This is a genomic window from Candidatus Thorarchaeota archaeon (assembly GCA_013388835.1).
In the GTDB taxonomy this organism is placed as follows: Archaea; Asgardarchaeota; Thorarchaeia; order Thorarchaeales; family Thorarchaeaceae; genus JACAEL01.
Genome location: JACAEL010000038.1, coordinates 14,331 through 33,643, shown reverse-complemented (window position 1 = coordinate 33,643; position 19,313 = coordinate 14,331). Strand labels below are relative to the sequence as shown.

24 protein-coding genes are annotated in these 19,313 nt (G+C 54.0%); 10 read left to right on the top strand and 14 right to left on the bottom strand.

Annotated elements, in window-relative coordinates; genetic code table 11:
• Positions 1–115: 115 nt before the first annotated feature.
• The 3 genes from HXY34_06885 to HXY34_06875 form a co-directional block, all read right to left on the bottom strand.
• Positions 116–520: a type II toxin-antitoxin system VapC family toxin gene (locus HXY34_06885; GenBank protein ID NWF95852.1), complete on the bottom strand. Its 405-nt coding sequence runs from the start codon at positions 518–520 to the stop codon at positions 116–118.
• Positions 517–792 (bottom strand): hypothetical protein, encoded by a 276-nt coding sequence (locus tag HXY34_06880; protein ID NWF95851.1) that lies wholly within the window; start codon positions 790–792, stop codon positions 517–519. Before HXY34_06880 ends, HXY34_06885 begins: the two co-directional genes overlap by 4 nt.
• Positions 793–1,091: 299 nt before the next feature.
• Positions 1,092–1,484 carry a helix-turn-helix transcriptional regulator gene (locus HXY34_06875; GenBank protein NWF95850.1) on the bottom strand — a complete coding sequence of 131 codons (393 nt, stop codon included), beginning with the start codon at positions 1,482–1,484 and terminating at the stop codon, positions 1,092–1,094.
• Between the two features lie 87 nt (positions 1,485–1,571).
• On the opposite strand from HXY34_06875, the gene HXY34_06870 reads away from it, so the two are divergent.
• The 4 genes from HXY34_06870 (at position 1,572) to HXY34_06855 (ending at position 4,471) form a co-directional block, all read left to right on the top strand.
• The gene (locus tag HXY34_06870) at positions 1,572–1,727 is read left to right on the top strand and encodes a hypothetical protein (protein NWF95849.1); all 156 of its coding nucleotides are present in this window, start codon (positions 1,572–1,574) and stop codon (positions 1,725–1,727) included.
• The gene (locus HXY34_06865; protein NWF95848.1) at positions 1,728–2,024 is read left to right on the top strand and encodes an ATP-binding cassette domain-containing protein; all 297 of its coding nucleotides are present in this window, start codon (positions 1,728–1,730) and stop codon (positions 2,022–2,024) included. It begins immediately after the preceding gene.
• 381 nt (positions 2,025–2,405) lie between these two features.
• Entirely contained in the window at positions 2,406–2,702 is a 297-nt protein-coding gene (locus HXY34_06860) for a hypothetical protein (GenBank protein ID NWF95847.1), read from the top strand.
• Positions 2,703–4,225: 1,523 nt separating this feature from the next.
• Entirely contained in the window at positions 4,226–4,471 is a 246-nt protein-coding gene (locus HXY34_06855; protein NWF95846.1) for a hypothetical protein, read from the top strand.
• Between the two features lie 377 nt (positions 4,472–4,848).
• On the opposite strand, the gene HXY34_06850 is transcribed toward HXY34_06855, so the two are convergent.
• The 3 genes from HXY34_06850 to HXY34_06840 form a co-directional block, all read right to left on the bottom strand.
• The gene (locus HXY34_06850; protein NWF95845.1) at positions 4,849–5,757 is read right to left on the bottom strand and encodes a hypothetical protein; all 909 of its coding nucleotides are present in this window, start codon (positions 5,755–5,757) and stop codon (positions 4,849–4,851) included.
• 521 nt (positions 5,758–6,278) lie between these two features.
• Positions 6,279–7,106, bottom strand: a complete 828-nt coding sequence (locus HXY34_06845; GenBank protein ID NWF95844.1) for a sulfite exporter TauE/SafE family protein — start codon at positions 7,104–7,106, stop codon at positions 6,279–6,281.
• On the bottom strand, positions 7,070–7,687 hold the full coding sequence (locus HXY34_06840; protein ID NWF95843.1) for a TraR/DksA C4-type zinc finger protein: 618 nt from the start codon (positions 7,685–7,687) through the stop codon (positions 7,070–7,072). Before HXY34_06840 ends, HXY34_06845 begins: the two co-directional genes overlap by 37 nt.
• A gap of 132 nt (positions 7,688–7,819) precedes the next feature.
• On the opposite strand from HXY34_06840, the gene HXY34_06835 reads away from it, so the two are divergent.
• Entirely contained in the window at positions 7,820–8,200 is a 381-nt protein-coding gene (locus HXY34_06835) for a winged helix-turn-helix transcriptional regulator (protein NWF95842.1), read from the top strand.
• 19 nt (positions 8,201–8,219) lie between these two features.
• On the opposite strand, the gene HXY34_06830 is transcribed toward HXY34_06835, so the two are convergent.
• Entirely contained in the window at positions 8,220–9,836 is a 1,617-nt protein-coding gene (locus HXY34_06830; protein ID NWF95841.1) for a transporter substrate-binding domain-containing protein, read from the bottom strand.
• Entirely contained in the window at positions 9,833–10,063 is a 231-nt protein-coding gene (locus HXY34_06825; protein ID NWF95840.1) for a hypothetical protein, read from the bottom strand. Before HXY34_06825 ends, HXY34_06830 begins: the two co-directional genes overlap by 4 nt.
• Positions 10,064–10,687: 624 nt before the next feature.
• On the opposite strand from HXY34_06825, the gene HXY34_06820 reads away from it, so the two are divergent.
• Entirely contained in the window at positions 10,688–11,470 is a 783-nt protein-coding gene (locus tag HXY34_06820; protein NWF95839.1) for a methyltransferase domain-containing protein, read from the top strand.
• Between the two features lie 202 nt (positions 11,471–11,672).
• On the opposite strand, the gene HXY34_06815 is transcribed toward HXY34_06820, so the two are convergent.
• Positions 11,673–11,834, bottom strand: a complete 162-nt coding sequence (locus HXY34_06815; protein NWF95838.1) for a hypothetical protein — start codon at positions 11,832–11,834, stop codon at positions 11,673–11,675.
• A gap of 61 nt (positions 11,835–11,895) precedes the next feature.
• Between HXY34_06815 and HXY34_06810 the strand changes: the two genes are divergently transcribed.
• Positions 11,896–13,296 (top strand): hypothetical protein, encoded by a 1,401-nt coding sequence (locus HXY34_06810; protein ID NWF95837.1) that lies wholly within the window; start codon positions 11,896–11,898, stop codon positions 13,294–13,296.
• A 152-nt stretch (positions 13,297–13,448) separates the two neighbouring features.
• Here the strand turns inward: HXY34_06810 and HXY34_06805 are convergent, their stop codons facing one another.
• The 4 genes from HXY34_06805 to HXY34_06790 all read right to left on the bottom strand — a co-directional run bounded on the left by HXY34_06805 (position 13,449) and on the right by HXY34_06790 (position 15,260).
• On the bottom strand, positions 13,449–14,333 hold the full coding sequence (locus tag HXY34_06805) for a radical SAM protein (protein ID NWF95836.1): 885 nt from the start codon (positions 14,331–14,333) through the stop codon (positions 13,449–13,451).
• 54 nt (positions 14,334–14,387) lie between these two features.
• The gene (locus tag HXY34_06800; protein ID NWF95835.1) at positions 14,388–14,729 is read right to left on the bottom strand and encodes a hypothetical protein; all 342 of its coding nucleotides are present in this window, start codon (positions 14,727–14,729) and stop codon (positions 14,388–14,390) included.
• A gap of 66 nt (positions 14,730–14,795) precedes the next feature.
• Positions 14,796–14,948, bottom strand: a complete 153-nt coding sequence (locus HXY34_06795) for a hypothetical protein (GenBank protein NWF95834.1) — start codon at positions 14,946–14,948, stop codon at positions 14,796–14,798.
• A 180-nt stretch (positions 14,949–15,128) separates the two neighbouring features.
• Positions 15,129–15,260 (bottom strand): CRISPR-associated endonuclease Cas2, encoded by a 132-nt coding sequence (locus HXY34_06790; protein ID NWF95833.1) that lies wholly within the window; start codon positions 15,258–15,260, stop codon positions 15,129–15,131.
• Between the two features lie 4 nt (positions 15,261–15,264).
• Here HXY34_06790 and HXY34_06785 point away from each other — a divergent pair, with 4 nt between their 5' ends.
• Both HXY34_06785 and HXY34_06780 read left to right on the top strand, forming a co-directional pair.
• Entirely contained in the window at positions 15,265–15,774 is a 510-nt protein-coding gene (locus HXY34_06785) for a hypothetical protein (protein ID NWF95832.1), read from the top strand.
• 201 nt (positions 15,775–15,975) lie between these two features.
• The gene (locus HXY34_06780; protein NWF95831.1) at positions 15,976–16,479 is read left to right on the top strand and encodes a GNAT family N-acetyltransferase; all 504 of its coding nucleotides are present in this window, start codon (positions 15,976–15,978) and stop codon (positions 16,477–16,479) included.
• On the opposite strand, the gene HXY34_06775 is transcribed toward HXY34_06780, so the two are convergent.
• On the bottom strand, positions 16,476–17,630 hold the full coding sequence (locus HXY34_06775; protein NWF95830.1) for a TIGR04084 family radical SAM/SPASM domain-containing protein: 1,155 nt from the start codon (positions 17,628–17,630) through the stop codon (positions 16,476–16,478). The genes HXY34_06780 and HXY34_06775 overlap by 4 nt on opposite strands.
• Positions 17,631–17,688: 58 nt before the next feature.
• Here HXY34_06775 and HXY34_06770 point away from each other — a divergent pair, with 58 nt between their 5' ends.
• Positions 17,689–19,185, top strand: coding sequence for a hypothetical protein (locus HXY34_06770; protein ID NWF95829.1), 1,497 nt, complete (start codon positions 17,689–17,691; stop codon positions 19,183–19,185).
• Positions 19,186–19,313: the final 128 nt, after the last annotated feature.

The window sequence follows — 19,313 nt, the reverse complement described above, 5'->3', positions numbered from 1 at the left end:
TGCTCTGCACTTGGTTGTCCCGTAGCACAGGAGTTCTTGGAAACCCTTATGGGTGGTGTCCCAAGCGATTCGAAGTGTCCCAGTAATCGAGAGCTACCTAGCGCTCTGGACTCTCTCAGCAAGGGTCTATCACTTCTATCTCTGGCACACGCTTGAACGCTTGGTCGTGGGTCATGATGGTCCTGATTCTCTTCATGTCCATTGTCGCCAGAATCGATGCATCGCGACCTCCTATTCCAAGATGCCCGAACTGGCAGAGTTTGGCTGCCGTCAAGACCAGTGTTGACCTATCCAGACTGTACAGAGGTAATCCGTAGTTCATGAAGATGCCTGCTTTCTCTCTCCCTATCTCTGAACCCAAGCGTTTGACTAGGTAGTGCAGTGTTTCAACAACTATCGTCGCGTTAACCGCGGCCTCGTCCTGCCTCAATGCTCTCTCAAGTGGTGATTTGACCCGCGGGTGTTCAGCTAGAGTGGAGTCGAAGTAGTATGCCCAGATGTTGGAATCCACTAGAATCAAGGCGCCGTTCTCCAGGTGTCTTTGAGACGCAGAGGGTCCAAGTCCCCTTCAACAGTTATGCATCCACACAGTTCATCAATGAAGGTCTCGAGATTCACAGCCCTCACAGTCATCGCACCGTCCCTCCCTGCCACTGCCCATATGCGATTCCCCATCTTGAAACCTGCCTTCTCGCTTATGTCCTTCAACTCCCTCACTCTCCCTATCATTTCAATCTCGTTCAATTCACTCATGGGTTCTCCTATTCCCACATCCGCGCCCAATCTTTCCATTATTCTTTCACCTGATGCCCTTGCGTGGGTTCTCTCATTCATACATCCGTACCCAACGGCCTTAACTGTTTCGTCAGGATCAGGACTGTATGACCTCTGGGCAGCTGCTGTAGACCCGCAGGAGTACAAGGTATGCACAGAGAGTCTGTTCTATCTCTAGTATGCTTCGTGCTTACGTACGAAACACCAGATGGGAATGCGTCCGGAGCCGGAGTGCTGGCGGTTGAAGCCATGATGGCTCCCATTGTCAGATGGTCGGGAGCGCGGTTCCGGTCGCATCCCCTCTATGTTCTTGAGCATCATCCGCCGAGTCCGTGACCATGGCTCGGGATCTTGAGTTGTCCCAGATGACACTGTTCCCGCGACCACACTCCGAGGTCCTCAAGGATGTGGAACAGGTCTCGTCCCGAGTCGGTCAGGGAGTACTCCACATGGGGTGGTATCTCGTCGAAGCTCTTACGGCTGAGGATTCCCAAGTCGACCAGCTCTGAGAGGGTCCTTGACAATGTTGAGTCGCTGATACTGGCTTCTGCTTCCTTGGCAAGCCCCTCCCTTATCTGCGAGTATCTCAGGCTGCCGTCTGTCCTTCCCGACAGCAGGACCAGTGAGACCGTATACTGATGGCTCAGGAGTCGAATCACGCTCTCCAGAGGTCTCAGACACGACCCAATGGACTCACATCGTTCTAACATGCTTCACACATCGGAAGTCACTGCTGATTATGCTAGCGATAAGTTATATGGTACAAGCACTTCAGCTCTCTGTGACAGGTGGTTTCCATGACCAAATGCAGACACGGATGTGACTATGGTGAACACCACAAGAAGCTCAGTCGGGACGAGAGACTATCACATCTTGAGGAATGCATGGCGGACTTGATCCATCAGCTGCAGTGCATCAAGGATGAGCTTGCGGAGATCAGACGACAGCCCTGATTGCTCGGACTGATGGCGTCAGTGGATGAGGTCGTAGTCGTTCAGGACCTCGTCAGACTCTATGGTGATGTACGCGCCGTCGACGGAATCAGCTTCACCGTGAGGCATGGCGAGGTCTTCGGTCTTCCCGGACCGAATTGTGGGGGCGAAACCACAGCGGTGAGAATGCTGACAGGAGTCATAGCGCCAACATCCCGGACTTTGTCGATACTTGGGATGGACATGCCACGCCAAGCGACAGCGACAAGGCGTCACATTGGCGTTCTTCCCGCGACCGCTAATGTCTACGCAGACTGATTCTCGTAGGAGTCGTCACAGCAAGTGATCTTCTGGTGAGTTGCGACTGCAGGCTTCGACCAGTGAGTCGACCCGTGGAGTCTTGTCTCGGACACGCTGCAGCCACTCGTTTCACAACCGTTGGGAACGGAGAGAGCGATTCATAGCGAGTCCGATCTCTTTAGGGACCACGTGCTGAGGTCCATCTAGGAGTTCCCTACTGTCACAATCTTCATTCCAGGTGGATTGCCGCTTGGCACATCTCTAGTCATTGATTAGGTTTCATGAGCCAAATTGACAATTGGTCCATTCTCTGAGATCGTGCACTGCAAATCCACTGACAAGGCATAAGAGAATTGATTAACAAGTGCGCCCTAGATATATGCCGGTGGCGACGCCGCCATGGAGAAGGAAGGTCTTAGTAGTCAGTTCAAGAAAGGACCAAGCAAGCAGACTCTGCTGATAGTGATGGTGGTAGTCACCATAGTTGTCGGAGCCGGGGCTGCAGTCATCCTGACTTCGTCAGGGTCTGGCAGCAATGGGGATGTGACGGTGTACGTCACTGAGACAGGCAGCAAGTATCATCGACTCGGTTGTCAGTATCTGGCGCACGGCTCCATCCCCATGACCCTAAGAGATGCAGTCAGTCGGGGATACACACCTTGCAGTGTGTGTCATCCACCTGTTTACCAACCGTGAGGCGTGGAGGACCCTCACATCAATACATGGACTGCCCGGAAACATATCGGAATACAGCGAGATGCTTCATCTCATCTGTCACGACTATGCCGGGAAGGATGGTTCTGCGAATCCAGAGGCGCTTGAGAAGTACGAAACTGCCGCGAGGATGCTGCAGGAGCTCCTATCAGCGCGGCAGCAGAGCGCTCAGGATTCTCAGTCGACCTTACCGTACTGGGCGCTTGGATTGCAATGATTGCTGCGGCTTCTGCATCTGTTCACAGACACACAATTGAACGTAGGCTGTGATAAGCCGCGTATTCAGTCAATGGGACTGCTCATCGTGAGGCGCACAGAGTTGGACGCATGGGCGTGCAACCGCTGCCGAGAACCAGTACACTCTAGAAGCTGACTGCGTCGTGCTTGTATGCCTCCATGCAGAATCTGAGGTCGGCTAGACACTTCATGAACCCTCGAGGAGTGACTCTCCCGCCCCTCATCTCTTGGCAGCGACAAGGCTTCTGTGTACCGCGAGCTGCAGAACACTCCAGGCACCCGTCCAACTTGGAATGAGCTGTACAGAGGGCAGAGAGGTGCGGAGAAAGAGGAGAATCCAGAAGGCGAGAGTGCGAAGAGCGCTGTGTACCTGTCGCTGTGACATTAGTGCCGCTCAGCTCCAGTACAGGCCCGATGCCGCTCCAAATAGAGGCTGAGTCAACAACTGCTGTCCGCCCAGTAGTTTCGCAGTTTCCTCTGCATGGGCCGCTGCCAGTTCCTTTGGTTCCAGCTTGTGCAGCACACCTCCATAGACCCTCCCCTCGCTCCTCAGAGCATCCTGAGATATCCCTCATAAGCACTCCCAGACCTGTTTGACCAGCGATGGGTCCTGCATGAACGCCTGCCTGAATGACTCGTTCGGATACAGCATCAGGCATGCGTTGTTGGTGACTGCCCTGGAGTGGTTCAGAATGGATCTGAAAGAGCGTCCTGAGTCCTCTGACCTGCGTCCCATGTAGGTACAGAGCAATGGTGTCGGTGATCTCCTTTCCCATGCGTACCAAGGGTTTCTGTTTCTACGGAGATACCGTTCATCATCGGTTGGACAGAGTTGGACACAGGAGTCTTCCTTCTCATAGGAGACGGCACCACATTGACTCCTTGAGGTCCGCTAGAGTGTCGGATGACCTCGGCTTCATGTTTCTGCGTCGGGCCATATAAAGACGATATGGGACAAGTCCCAAGTGTGCATCTCTCGAACAGCTGCTGCAACCTCACCGACCACCGTCACTCTCACTTGGCGTGTCACAGAGTAGTCCACAAGCGTGCACCAGCCTGACGCAGGACTCGGTATCCTTGACTTGACCCAGTCCTCCAGTAGGACATGAGGACAAGTCCGTCCGTATGCCAGCCGAATGAGACCTGTCTTGGTCAGCGACAGCCCTATGGTCAGACACGCGTGCTAGCATTATAAAGGCGGTCGCACATTCACGTATGAGGACTGACACCGTACATGCTTGTACGGAAGTCCAATGGGTGATGAGCTGATGGACCAATATGATGTGTTGATGCGACTCTTGGACGCAGAGGCATTCTCACCGGAGACCGCCATTCCGGTGCCGGAACTGGACACTGACGAGAGGCTACGGTGGGCCTTGCTCAACCTGTTTGCAATGCCGGGTGTCAGCCAGACCGCTGATGGCAGGTACTTCCTGGGCCCGGTGAGCGCTGAGCTAGTGAAGGACTTCAGGGCCATGGAACAGAGAGCCGAAAAAAGACGACACGAGCAGTGACGCAAGCGAGCGACCATTTCGAGTGGCCTTCGCTTGACAACCCGGTTCTGTTCGTCTTGACCTGTCGGCATGTCGGGTAATGCAAGAGTCGTGTGTGCCGCCCGACTGTCCGGTCTCCGTTCATTCCAATCCGCGCTGTAGAATACTATGCCGAGATGGTTTGAATGGTGTGCGCACTTGACCCTGATGGTATTCTCAGTGTTTCCTCCTACTGGCACACATCTGTCATCGACTGTTTTCCCCGGATTCAAACGGATTACGTCAAGGCAAGACGATGCAAGAACGACCGAGAGCTACTCGGAAGCCCATGATGTGCCCGGGCCGAAGCACCGGGCTGGCGGACTGTGGTTGGTGACGGGCCCGATGGTTGGTATGCGCTACGCTGAGCCGGGGCGCATGGATTTCGGAAGTCGATCCTCCCACAGTCCCATGATGGGGTCGTCCATGGCGACGCGCCCCCTCACGATCACCTCGAACCTTGGGGGACGGTACAGGTTCCAACGGAGGTCCCGCAGCCAGGGCTCGTTGAACCGGATCTCGTATTCACAGTTGGTGAGTCGCATTGGTCTGCTGGTGACGCGCCGCTCGAGGTCATCGAGCACCTCATTGAGCTTCGCCTCGTCGAAGCGCGCAAAGTCATTGCCAACCAACTCAAGAATCATACCGACTTTGCGAATCAGCATCTGGTTCCCTGAGCGAATGACCTCCTCTCTCAGCTGGTCGAGGTCTACGCCTCTCAGCCTCCCGAGGGTGTTGTAGACGCCACCCCAGCCGCCGACCAGGTCGGGCCGCTTGACACAGTCGATGAAGGTGCGCAGTCTGTTCGTCAACCTCACCTCTTTCTTCAGTCCGCGTCCCTTCTTGGAGGCCACAACGGAACTGAAGTCCCTCACTATCACCGGTATATACTCGTACGGTCCGTAGATGAACGGTTTGAAGCGGTCCTTTCTTGACACACAGACCTTGACACGGGACGTGGTCATGAAGTAGACTGCGCCCCACAACTCGGCGGCGTCCTGGTAACCGAGAAAGGCGGACTTCCGAAGACTGCACGCTACGAGGTCCGTGTTCGCATAGGGACGTCTGTTGTCAGGCGCATAGTACAGTCCCCTCCGGATCCGTCTCAGCTTTCCGCTCCGGATGAGCGGGGTGGCGTACCTGCGGAAGGCGTAGTCGCGGGAGACATCACGCCCCAGCACTGACCGGACAACCGCTACGATCTCGTCGGAACTGACAACCTCTCTCTCGAACAGCATCTGGTAGATCTGGTCGGCGTCAGTACTCATACGAATCCTCACACCTATTGACAACAGACAGTATATAATCCACGCGCTGGTGAATGAACGGACTGGACAACTGGCCGTGCTGCATCGTCAGAGTGCGTGCCGTACCGGGTGGTCCCAGTCGAAGGAACACATCGGTCCCACATAGAGGGGGCGGGCCGTCACTCAGGGGGTAGGTAGCTGCTGCCGCGCGGTCGGGCAGTCTTGGACATGCGCAGTTCGATGCATATGTGTCATTGTGCGGTCACACGACTCCCGAGGTCTGCCCGACAGCTGACGAGTCCTCGAGGTGTGCGCCTTCCGAGAGCCGCTCCGGGACGGATCCTGTTGGCATACCAATGTCCACTTCGTCCAACTAGAGATGAACGTTGTACCATCGGTGACTGGGAAGCCCAAAAAGTGGGACCATACTCCCATCACAATCGGTGTGCACAGAATCAGTCATGCCGGTAGTTTTCTTCTCAAGCGACTTGCTTTGTCTAGGACTATTCATTTCTTGTCGGATTGGCAGTTGTTGATGTGCTTCAGATTATTTGAACAAGTAGCATCACGGCAAGTATCCACATGATGAGCCCAAGTCCAGCCTTGATTCCCTGCACCTTCATCTTCATGCTCGCTCTGGCACCAAGATTGCCTCCAACCAACACAGCCATCCCAGTCGCAGCAATCAACAGGAGGTCTAGGCTGTGAAATGCCGCATGACCAACGATGCCAAAGAAAGCGGAGAACGATATGATGAGGTGTGAGGAACCAGCAGCGAACTTTGTTGGATACTTGCACACGTAGACCATGAATGGGACTATGAACACGCCACCACCCACTCCCAAGAGGCCTGATATGAACCCAACAGCGAAACTGAACAGGATGACTAGGACCTTCATCTTGGTTGGCAGGACCTCGGGATAGGCGCCCTCCGTCGTCCCCCTCTCCCAGTAGGTATAGATCATTCTGGCGCCTATCACACCGAGGAAGACGACAAACAGCCACATGACGTAGACCCCCTCAACGAATGCAGAAAGAGCTCCTCCGACGAATGCTCCAAAGCCGATTCCCGGCACGAACAGTAACGACGCCTTGATGTCAATCAGCTTGTTGCGGTAGAATATGTAGCCTGCAGACAGAGACGTTATCAGGTTCAGGAATAGTGAGGTGGAAGTGGACACCAGTACGGCGTATCCTAGGAGAATGAGGAGCGGAGAGTATACAGATCCACCCCCTTGGCCGAACATCGAAAACACAAAGGCTATGACGAAGGCGAAGATCACCGCGTATAGCAATACAACATCCACAGGATACCCCTCCAGACTCGTGGTCTCTAGGACTCCGGCTTGGCTCTGGCGTATCCCGAGCACGGGATGCAGACCGGTGCGCCGTCCTTCATGCGGAGGTATCTCTCGAACACGTACTCACCGCAGATGCTGCACTTGCTCTTGTTGAACGACCCTTTCGGTGGAGTGAACTTGAAGTCGGGCTTGAATTCAACCTTGAACATGAACTTGTCAGGCTGCTCATAGGTCCACTTTGTTACCTCTTCAGTCACTTCATGTGGAATCTCGGATGGCTCCACTCCCTTCTTGCGATAGGCAAAGAACTCGAACTTGCTCATCGCATCGATGAAGTCAGGCGTCAGGGATAGGCGAACGGCCCCGTTCTTTGGGTGGAAGAAGGTGGCTGCCAGTTTGCCATAGAACGTTTTCTCCATGAGCACCTTTCCGTAGGTGGCTCCGGTAGCAGCCTGTATTCCATCGACCATGCAGGTCTGAGGATGGCCCTCACCAGTCTCCGGGAATACAAAGAACCCGTGATCCTTCTCTCGGTCTAACTTGAGGTATTCCATTGCGAGTCTGCCCATTCGATAACCAATAGGCAGGAACGGACAGAGATGTCCATGGAACTCGAACGCCCAGTCTGGAGGTACGAACCTAGTTGTCATAATGGGTCACGACCAGTTTGACCATTTTCGAACACATTTAACTATTGCGATACTGAACGAGGTTCCACTGAACGACAACGATAGCAATAATACCGATTTTATGGTGTGTGTTACAGGCAAGGTGTTGATGAAGTGCATAGACTTCAGGCGTGTCTGGACGCAATGGGCATAGACACAGACTTCGAGGCTTTTGTTTCAGACCATAGGCGGCTGCTGTCAGATCTCGACAAGGACAAGAATGCCCAGCGAGAGATATTGTATCATGCCGCATTAGGCCATGAACTGAGATACAAGCTGTATCACATCTTGGGCAAGGGCGAGTACTGTCTGACGGTCCTGGCACACATAGTGAAGAAGTCAAAGAGCACGATGTCGCATCACTTGTCAATACTTGAACGGGCAGGACTCATCATAGGAAGGAGGAGGGGGCTCTATACTGTCTACTCATCAGTGGGCTACTTCTACGAGAAACGAGTAGAGCCTGTGTTGCGTACGGGCCGACCAGAACAGTAGTTCAATGCAGATAGTCCCATCAGTCCGCTCTAGATCCCATGCGGAAACCAGGCATCCGGATCCTCTTGTGCGGGATTCTCAGAAGCATCTTTACAGCGACACCCTTTCTCCAGTCACCGGGGACTATGTTCTCGATTGTCACAAGTCCCCTGCTGGCAGTCACAATCGCATGGACAATTGAGAGATCGAGTCCCACAACTGGAGTCCTGACGCCAAGATACCTTCTCAGGAGCCCCTCCTTGACGTCATCTGGTATGCATACGACCTTGGAACTGATGACAAGAGTCGCCCAGTCACGGTCCAATGAGACTGCAACGCTGATAGGCACCTTCGCAATGCTGCTATTCGCGAGGTTGACCATGAATCTCATCACTCGCGTAATGGCTTCCTTGAGTGCACTGACTGCGATGACGTTCGTGTCGGATATGTCCTGTGACTCGAACTCAAACGTGGCACCGCCCTCTAACGCGACTTCAGCTAGCGCTGAGACTAGAATGGTCTTCAAGGGAGTCTCAACAAGCGGATGCTTTCCGGCGGTCATCGACTCTACCATCGAAAAGTCCGACGTGAGCCGCTCTGCTCTTTGAACAGCAGACAAGGCAGTCTGTATTGCGCTCTCCTTCGTCGACTCGTCAGTTGTTTCATCTGCTACGAGTTCCAGGCTGGTGTACATGCACTGCCCGATGTTTCTGAGGTCATGTCTGAACAGGTCGCCCAAGAGTGCGAGCTTGGATGTGGCATGGTTCACTCTGCGGCTAAGTGACCTGTTCCATGTTGCCATAGTCGCGATTCCAAACACCGCAAGCAACGCGACAAAGCTCGTCACCATGGCTGCCCTGAGCATCAATTGATTCTCTTCGGCGAATGGGTATGCACCGAACCACTTCTCCAAGACTCTGTCGTACTCGCCTGTCGCCACCATCTCATTCAGGCCCGCATTGATGCTGCCAAGCAGGACTAGGTTGCCCTTGGCCACTGCAATGCATCTGATCCCCCCGTCGATGGGTTGCGCGACCATCTTGATGTCCGAATACGAGTGTTCGATTATCGCATAGGCTCCAGCATACCTGTTGCAGAAGGCAGCAGTGACCTCTCCCTCTGCAACGAGCCTGATAGCCTCCGCCTGGGAATCCACCCGCACTACTACGGCATCGGGGCACAGCTCGTTGAGCTTTGATTCACAGATGTCGTCCGCTTCGACGGCCACAGTACGATTGGCCAGTTCGCTGATGTCAATGATGCCGCTGACGTCTCCCCGCACAAACACCCTGAGCGTCAGGTTCATGATTGGCTGGCTGAAGTCAAAGATGAGTTCACGCTGTGGTGTTCGAGCCATGCAGAGACTCTCCACCGTGCCATTCTGCAGTGCCTGGTATGCCTTAGCCCAAGGGAGGGGAACCCACACGACATCTCTGCTCATGGACTCCGCGACGTAGCGTATGACGTCAGTGTTGAAGCCCTTTGCAGACTCATTCTCCCAGTACTCGTGAGGTGCATAGGCTTCGTCCAGTGCAACTGTCCACGCCTCTGCGGCGCGGACCGGCACGGGAGTGACGGTTGACGTGAGCATGGTGGCGCGGAACAGCAGGACTACTCCGAAAACGGTAAGTCGTGTGCCGTTCACTATCACATTCACTGTATCATCTCTCCGTCGAGTATCACCTGAGTGGATATGTGTCTTCTTATTGTGGATGCAGCCATGGTCACTTCTGACTCAGGTGGAATTGGGCCGTCTGTGCACAGTGTGGGGCCCTCATGACAGGTCAATGGGGCGGACATGGCAACCATGCCAGTAGGTACCATTGTCTTGTTAGTCCCGCCCAGTTGAGATGCATCTGCTGCACACTGCACAAGGAGAAGCATGCGAATCACCACTGAAGTCACAGTCGATGCGGCACAGCTGCTATCACATTTACTGATGGGATACTATCATCTTCTGGAGTGTTGTTGGTGTCCCATCTTGTGTCTGGCGCACACGGACTTCGATGGTTGATTTGGGTTTTTCAGACGGGTATCTGACACTGCAGATCTGCAACACTTGGTGACTACCATTGGAGTGTATTGGGTGACACTGTCTCAGGGATATGGTTCGATTGGTCAGCTTACTGTAACAAAACCCGCCCAGATTCCTGCGCATGGCCCCTTCTGCCCAGTCATCCGTGCAGTCAGAATGAGGTGTGGCCGGTACCAAGAGGGCTAATCGTGGTAGGAGGGGGGGAGTTGTGTAATGAGGGCATGTTACGAAAACTAGGCCCTGCTCGGTACCTGACCACGAGTGTGGTAGTTGCACGCTCCGATATAAGCCTATCCAAAGCTAGGCTAGTTATACAGGCATTTGGTGTTACTCGGGGACGTGTTGCAACTTTCGGATGGAGCACAACATACTCGACACTATCCCGATGTCATGAGCGAGTCCACTCTGGTGGTTGTCACAAATGCTTATGAGACCGGAGGTATGCCAGACTGAATACAGAGGTCTGTTGTGACATGAGCAAGCGCATGACGCCCCACTATGGCAACTATGGGCAAAACTGGATGATAGGCACGGTTGCGTGTTTGATAGTGGCAGGAACGGTTGTCACACTACTCCTAGGCACATGGATCGGGTTCGCACTCCTTGGGGTCTTTTTGACCGTTTCGGGAGTCTGTCTGTTGCTCACCTACCTTGTCTCATTGAGTCGGCTTGACCAGAGGCGAGCATTCGATGTTTCAAAGCTGCTACCCTTCCGCGGCACGGAGTCTGCGCTGGACCTTGGCTGCGGACTGGGAAAGCTCACAGTGGGTCTGGCGCGAGTCTTGCCACACGGTCTTGTGACAGGTATAGACATCTGGGAGACCGCCGAGCTCCCCGGCAACTCCCCTGAGAGAGCGATGCGAAATGCGGTTGCGGAGGGGGTCGGAGACCGTGTGCGCTTTGAGAGTGGGGATATCACATCCCTTCAGTATGATGATGAGAGCTTCGACATATTCGCTGGGGCGAATGTCTTCAACAACCTCCGAGGTGACGAGATGAAGCTCAAGGCCCTGAGAGAGGCAATACGTGTGTTGCGAGCCGGGGGTCATCTGATGCTCATCGAAGTCCTCAGAGAACCCACCGGCCTCCTTTATGCCACCCCTCTCTACTACTGGATGCTCAAGACGCGGAGCCAGTGGGAGGAACTGATAACGAGGGCGGGCTTCAGTCACATCGTGTTCAACCGACTTGGCGACATGGGCTGCTTCGTGGCGACGAAAGGTGCCTCTTTACAGGATGTTGCCGAGTCCACCTAGAGCTATCCTCATTCGATTTTCACTCGTCGGTGACAGCTACTAATCTTGAACCGTGTATGACACACACTCTCTCAACGCATTACGAGCAGACGGCTCCGGTGTCCTAGGACCAGTGTCGCTCTGCGACTGGAACCCCGACCAACGATAGACAAAGAACATCATACCCGTAGCGACTCCTCTGTTGAGGAGTGTAGTCATGTGCTCAGGGGCTTGGAGTGCGAGCCGCTACTTGTTCTTGGATGATGTCTGATGCAGGCGCCTCTTTTCTCTCAACCACTGGTATTGCGATGGCTTCCTCAGGGTCGAATCCCTCGTATCGGTCACTCCTCGCGGTGAGACTACTGCAGCTGAGCCTTTCACCCAACTCATGCAAACCTTAAATCCATCCAAGCCCTCGTTCGTCCGCATCAGGGAGGACTACTGATATGGGAATTCCCTTTCTGTCCAATATGTTTGGTGGCCTAGGCGTGTTCTTCAAGACCCGCCGGTACTTGGCCTATCTGATAATCTTCGTGACAACGACATTTCTCGCTCTCTTTGTGTCATACTTGATGACGTACAACGTGGGCGGGCTAGAGCCCATCTTGGTGAACTTCTTTGTCTATGTGGGCGCGACCGGTTCCATCTACTTCGGTATCGGTGTGCTCCTGACCGCATTGAAGCTCGACAACCTCTGGATCACAAGACGGGGTCGAGGTCGTGTCACTGAACTGAAAGGTGTGGCGTGGCTGGCAGTGTCATTCGCCATAGCGGTGTTCATGTCCATACTGCTCAACCAGCAAGCCATTCTGTTCTTTGCGATGTCTGGCTGGATCGGGTGGATTGCTTTTCAGGCCTATCTCTCTTCAAGAACGAGTCTGAGAATCGCCACAGTGGCTGAGCCAAAGAAGGGTGGCGTTGTGATTGGCATTGGAAGCTTCATCATCCTCATCATTGGCCTGGCAATCATGGCGGGTGAAGCATTGGCCGTATATGTGCTAATACCCGTAAATGCGTTTGGAATTGCAGATACACTGCAGGGCATCTTTCCGGGATATGCATCAAATCTGGCAACTCACGCACCCTTCTTGTTGGTGGCATTCGGTCTGCTCGGTCTGTTCGGTCTCATTGCACTTCTGACCTTCTTCAGGTATGCAAGGAGAGGTGCCGCATTGAACGTGGCGCTGCTCACGGTCTTCATCGCAGTCTATTCCGGTTACTTCCTTGTGAATGTGATGCGGAGGACGGGTGCGCCTCAGATAGAAGCGGCGGACGTGGCAATGTCCCTGTTCTTCCTGTTGTATGCCATGAGTGGCATCGGTCGCACAGTGACGGAGGCCGTGGAAGAGTCTCGTTCGCGCCTCAGAGACCTCGGTCCACTGATCACCTTCTTCCTTGCCAGCGGCTTCTTCTACGTTGACAGCATCATCGCAGTGAGTGCCACCTCGGGGACCGTCCTGTCAACATGGTCACAGTTCGACTGGGGTGCATCTACCTCATTTGCCACCTTCCTCTTTCGAGACATTGCCAAGCTGATAGCTTTCCCAATCGCTGCGATCATTACCATGCTCTATTACGTGACAGTGCAGCGGACTGAACGAGTCCTTGACCGGGCCCGGCAAGAAGGCAGGACATTCGAACCCGGGGAGGTCGACAGCGATGTAGCGGCCAAGGCGCCCAAGCCGGGTGAAGCATGGCCGACAGAGACGACCGAGGGAGTCAAGAAGGGGAAGCAGGGACACGACCTCTCAACACCAGACTCTCGGAGACTCGTGGTGGACGAGAGTCGCAGGCTTGGAAAGCCCAAGCGACTGGGTGAAGAAGAGGACAAGGACAAGGAGAAGTAGTATTCATGAAGTGGGGTCTGCAAGGCCCCCTTCTTGTCTCTTTTTCTTCGTTCTCAGAAGTCCTATCCATACATGTACCCCGTCTGCAGTAGACCCCCTCGATGGTTGCAGAGCTTTAGCAGCACGTTGCGTACATCCGTTACGCTTGTGTCTCAGTCGTTGCCGGTTTCTTCTACCGGCATGCGGCTCCTGGCCTGACGCTCCCTGTTGGACTCCTCGGTCCCTGTCACATCGGTCCGTCCCACAGCTCTGAGACGAACAAGCGCGTGTGGGTAGGGATCCAGATACTCCTCTTCCACGCCTCTGCGAACGGATGGGTCTATCTCGCCTAGGCGTCTGTATATCTCATTCTTCTCCTCCTCGGATGTGAACCTTGGGTCCACCACGACCGCAACATGGAATGACACGCCTGCATCCCACAGTCGTTTTGCAGCGAGGAACGGCAAGTCGACGTACTCCCCCTTGCATCCAGTCTTCTCCTCGAACGGTTTGGGCCACCCGCCACGGATGGACAGCCGCACATGTCCGACGGTTTCATCGCTCCTCTTTCTTGAGGCGTATCGGGCAAGGGTTTCAGCGACGGTGTCTTCTGTTGCAATCACCACTCCGTTGGTTTCTATTACGAAGAGGTCGAAGTCATCTCGGTCTCGATGCACCATCTCAAGTACTGCGAATAAGTGGTCTGGACAGAGTGTGGGTTCCGCGCCGCTTATTCTCGCTCTTCTGACTCCTCCCTCCCTCATCACCTCTCTGAGTCTGGCATAGACTTGCGTCGGCGAACAGAAGACACCGAAGTCCTCGGGCCAGTCTCTGGACCAGTCGACCCAGCAGAAGACACACCTGAAGTTGCATCCGACAGAGTAGGCCGTCGCTATCCCACCGTACACACCTGCCTTATAGAAGCTGGTGTACTTTCTGAGAGTGACGTTCCCCTCGGTCCTACACACGACTCTCCGTGTCTGTTGCGTAAGACTCACAGGGTCAAACGGGAATGGTGGCAGTAGCCTTCCCTGCCTGTCCCGTCGTGCAAAGCGCAACGCCGGTCTGTCCTGAGTCAGGTGGCGGACTCTCCTGCTGACATCACTATCACTCTATGATGAACTGGCTGGCTGCTTTTTCTTCAGCTGGTGCCAGAGCCTCAGCCCGAGGTATGTCCATAGCGGATATAGGAGCACTTGTATGGCCGCAAGTGCATCGATGAGCCCCGCGGTATTCACAGACTCGAAATGGAATATGCCCGAGTTGATCATGAGGTCTCTTCCCGATGTCACCGCCGGCGAGAAAGGCATCCAGAACCAGTTCATGTATGATAGGTTGAGATAGAGTGAGGTGCTTGTGAAGACTATCACACACAGAGAGAAGATGGCCAGTGCTGTACCAATCGGGGCTCTTGTCCTTGTCGGAAACCTCTCTCCTATCCAGCACGACAACATGCTGAAACCCACTAAGAGTGGCGGGTCAATCAGGAATGTCAGTCAAGCCCCTCCTGAGACGCGACACTACAGAACAAGTGCGGCAATCGAGAAGACAAGAATCACAAAGAGGAACACTGCGCAATTGACACAGGCCCCTTCGGCGACTTCCTTCTTGTCGTGTGAACTCATCTTCTGTGACTCCACTTCTTCTACTTCCTTCTTGTCGTGTGAACTCATCTTCTGTGACTCCACTTCTTCTACTTCATCTTTCTTGTCCTTATTTCAACCCTACTTCTAGTCTGATTGGAACCGGTGCTTCTCTACTTCTTCTCTCCAGATAAGGCTTATGTGGTCGCTGCAGGGAGAGGTGTTCAAAGGCCTCCGGTGATGCAAGTCATTCATAAAGGTCTTGGGAAGTCAGACGATGAGGTTTCGCAGTGACAGGTCAAGGCCGATGAGCTGTTTCTTAGCGGATGCCTCGGACTTCATCACGTAGATGACAATGGAGTCGTAGTTGGTATCGATGAGTGCCTTGACCTCCTGAGTCATAGCTTTGAAGGATGAGTCGGATGTCTATTTCGCCCTTGAAGACCGAGTTCGACAGAGTCATTTCAAAGCATTGTTAACAGGTACCTCTGAGGGCAGAGCAGAGGCACTAGGGAAATACGTCATAGCGCTGGCAGGTTTTCGAATGCAAGATCATGTCAAACGGGCAGACACTGACCCCCACCCTGAAGGAAGAGTGTTACCACGTCCTGACGCTGTTTTTGGACATGTTTCAATCACTCTGTCCTACGAGACCGCAGTCAATGTACTGGAAAATGCAAGCAGCTTCTCGCCTCGTAACTGTGAAAGCCGTATGACCTACAAGAAGTGTGATGAGTCTCTCCGCATATGCACTGGACTAGACGAATTCTCCGATGAGCTTGAACGAGGAGTAGCAGAAACTGTATCTCTTGAAGAAGCAAGAAACGTCTTGCATTTGGCAAACAATCATGGCATTGTACATCAGGTTCTTTGCACAGATTGGCTAGGGGGCCCTGTTGGAAAAGTCAGGTCGTGAGTTGGCCTGCCTGCAGAGGGGCCATCCCGTAGCCTGACCTATTTGAGCATGGACACACATCGAAAGCCCGTCCGTGTGTCAGTCTTTGTCCTGCGATGAGAGGTCTGCACGACTTGTCATACAGGGCCGGTCACAACAGATAGGTTTTATTCAAGTCGCGTTATGTGTCAGTGAACCACTTCATTACTAGGAGAACCATCGATGTACAACTATGCAGAGGTCACGGTTCGTCGTGCCACAATGTCTGAGGTTGACATCATCAAGGACATCATCAATGAGGCCTACGCCCCGCTGAAGAAACAACTCGGCTCAACCCCAATTGCCCTCAAGGAAGGCCTCGACAAGATATCGCGACACATTCAGATGGGGAATGTCTATGTGGCTCTACTAGGTGACCAGGTGGTGGGCACCATGCGGGCCAGTCTGCGTGGGAAGACCGGTGTCATCGCTAGGGTTGCAGTGCGTTCCAAGTTTCGAGGACGTAGGATTGGGACTGTGCTTGTCGACTACGCCGAGAACATGCTCCAGCATATGGGCGCGACTTGCATAGAGATTGACGTCTATGGCATAATCGAGAACCAGCTGAACTTCTACATCAAGCATGGTTATGTGAAGGTTGGTACTGGAGAGAGCGAGGGGGAGCCCATCGTTATCATGCGAAAAGAACTCTGTGCGGCTGAAGAGCCTGAAGATGAGTTCAGCTAGGGAATGATCTCACAACCATTATTGTGCTCAGGATAGTTGAATTCCTCAATGCTGATGGTCCCCGCCTCGATGAAGCCGTGCACCACCGGGACCTCCTTCTCAAGGCAGCCCACTAGGTGCTTCACGCTGGTGCATATCCTATCGAAGCCCTCTTGTCCCCAGAGTCTCTCCTTGTTTGCAAAGAGACACCTGCCGCCGCAGACCCAGAAGTGATCGCAGGACGGACATGGCTCATCCACGGTCATTACGTTGGCGAGAGATGCTGGGTCTGTTGACCATATGTCGCCTACCAATGAGAACTCCCAGTCCGGAGAGATGGGACAGACGCCTATCGTGCCGTCAGTGTGAACAACAAATGTGTCGATGCCTGAGCCGCATCTGAGTCTTGAACTCCGTCCGGTCAACAGTGAGTACATCAAGGGCAGGAAGGGGACTATGCCCTCCACAACCCCCTCTTGCATCTTGGTCACCCACGCGTGCACGAGCTGCTCGAGTCGAGGCTTGTATGAGTCTTGAAGCCATCTGGGGAAATCGGTCCAGTTTCCCTCTGCGGACCAGACCACATTGAGTTGCCAGTGGACATGGTCGAACGTGGGGTCGCGAAGGTCCAATAGATGTCTGACCGCTTCGTATATGTCCGTCTCCTGAGAGACTGCCATGCGGGCCACCTTGTCACCCGGATAGCCTATGCTCTCCAGCCATCTCACGTTCTCCAAGACCCTTCGATAGACCCCACGGGAACGATAGTGGTCTGTGAGTGTCTCAGGTCCGTCTATCGATACGAGGATTGAGTGGAACCTCCGAACGTACTCTTCGGGTATCCTGTGAAGCAGAAGACCGTTTGTCTGAAGCATGAAGCGACTGCGAGGGAACCGGTCCATCAGAGACGTCAAGAGCGGAATACGCAAGGTCGGCTCTCCACCATACAACATGAGCTGTGGGTCGGGGTCTCTCTCCAAGAAGTTCGCGAGGTCGTCCATAGAGTACTGGACATCTGGCGTCGCGCCTATGTTCTCTCCTCCGCGGCAGTACGAGCAGTTTAGGTTGCATTCGCGTGTGAGCACCAGATGGTAGTTCACGTTACTCTCGAATAGTGCATGGTCGGAACGGGAATAAACATGACTGAGTGTCGCCTGCACTGTCTGCGTCAAAGCATCACCGGTGCATATGTTTATGTTCTATTGTCAAACTCGAGGCGAATGAACGCCAATGAGTCGTCGGCTGGTACTTGCGGTATTGGTCTTCGCGGTGCTCACAGGCCTGCTCATGCAGGGTCTTGGCGACGCGAGTGGGAAGGACCCTGTGATAGCGCGTGATGGTTTTGTTCCCGCATCAGAGGGTCCTCTTGTTGGTGTACCTTATGTGTGGCAGGAGATCAATGGCTTCTGCAACTGGGCTGCCACAAGTGTCCTGCTTCAGTACGAGGGCATACCGCTGAGCATGCACGACCTGTTTGCGGCCGCAGGCGTCGGATTCTCCACTGCCTACATACGCTACAATGACACGATGTTACTCTACCCGGGAGCACTGTACTCGCAGATCTATCCCGTGGACTTTGTCTGTCGTGTGTACGGTCTCAACTACTCGGTGTATTTCTCCGCGGAGGTGGAGGGAATAGAAGAGCAGATTGAAGTCCTCAGGCACCGGGGCATCTATGCCGGACTGCTGAACGGGCAGACGGACGCCTTTTCCCTCATGAGAAGTGCAATTGACTCGGGCCATGGGCTCCTCATCAGCGTTGACCCGTTATGGCTCCCAGCCAGTGACTACGACTACCTGCGGAATCTGGGCATATCAGGTGGCGGGCACGCGGTTGTGATAGTTGGCTACAACGACACAGCGGGCAAAGCAACAATCATTGACCCCGGAGTTGGGTCTTTTGGAATGAACTTCGGATACCCGTATGATGGACGCGGCAACTACACCGAGATAGCCTATACCAGCCTAAACACCGCTTGGTTCAACAGGTATTACATCAGCATTCTAATCAAGAAACAGACCGTTCCGTCTGCGCAACCCGGTGAACTGCTTGGCCCCTACATGCGCGACATGCTGCTTGGCGTGGGCACAGTCTATGCACCTGACAGTCCTTCCGCATATCTGTGGAAGTTCGGATACAGCGCATACCGTGAACTTGCAAACGACCTGACAAGTGCTGGGCTCAAGGAGTATCTCCAGGTATTCGACGGGATGCCGGATGAAGTGAAGTTCAAGGCCTCTCTCCTCTTCTTCATCGGGATAGGTGTCGAAAGCCAAGTGTCGCTTCAGTACCTCGCCTATAGGTCATGTCTGAACAGTGTGCCTACTCTGCTCACAGGGCGGAATACAACGGCCTTCATTGCAGCAGCCAATAAGGCGCTGCCGCACTTCGCGGCAGTCTCAAGCAACTCCAGCCTGATTCACCCCGGCAACCTAAGCGTAGTCGATGGTCCAATCATCAGCCTGTTCCGAACGCTGGCATCCGTCTACAACACCACCGGGGACCTCGATGGCGCATTGATTCAGTATTCCAATCAACTGAGCGAGTTGAACTCGCACTTATCATGCATTGCCGAATCCTGGCGCGAGGCCGGATTGTGTCTTGCGGAGATCTGGCCCAGTGACCCGCTGGTGGTGTATGGTCCTCTCCTTGTGGTTGCAGGAGCTGCTGTGGGAGTCGTTGTCGTGGTAGTCATCATCTACATCATCAGGAAGCCATCGCAGTAGTACTCCAGATGATGCTCTCAGAGAGCCACGCACTGGCGAAGCTCCTCATTCAGCGAAGTCACGACTTCCGCAGTCCGAATGCATGTGCACAGGATGCCGGTCACGCAAGTTCCCTCTGCGGTGACCCC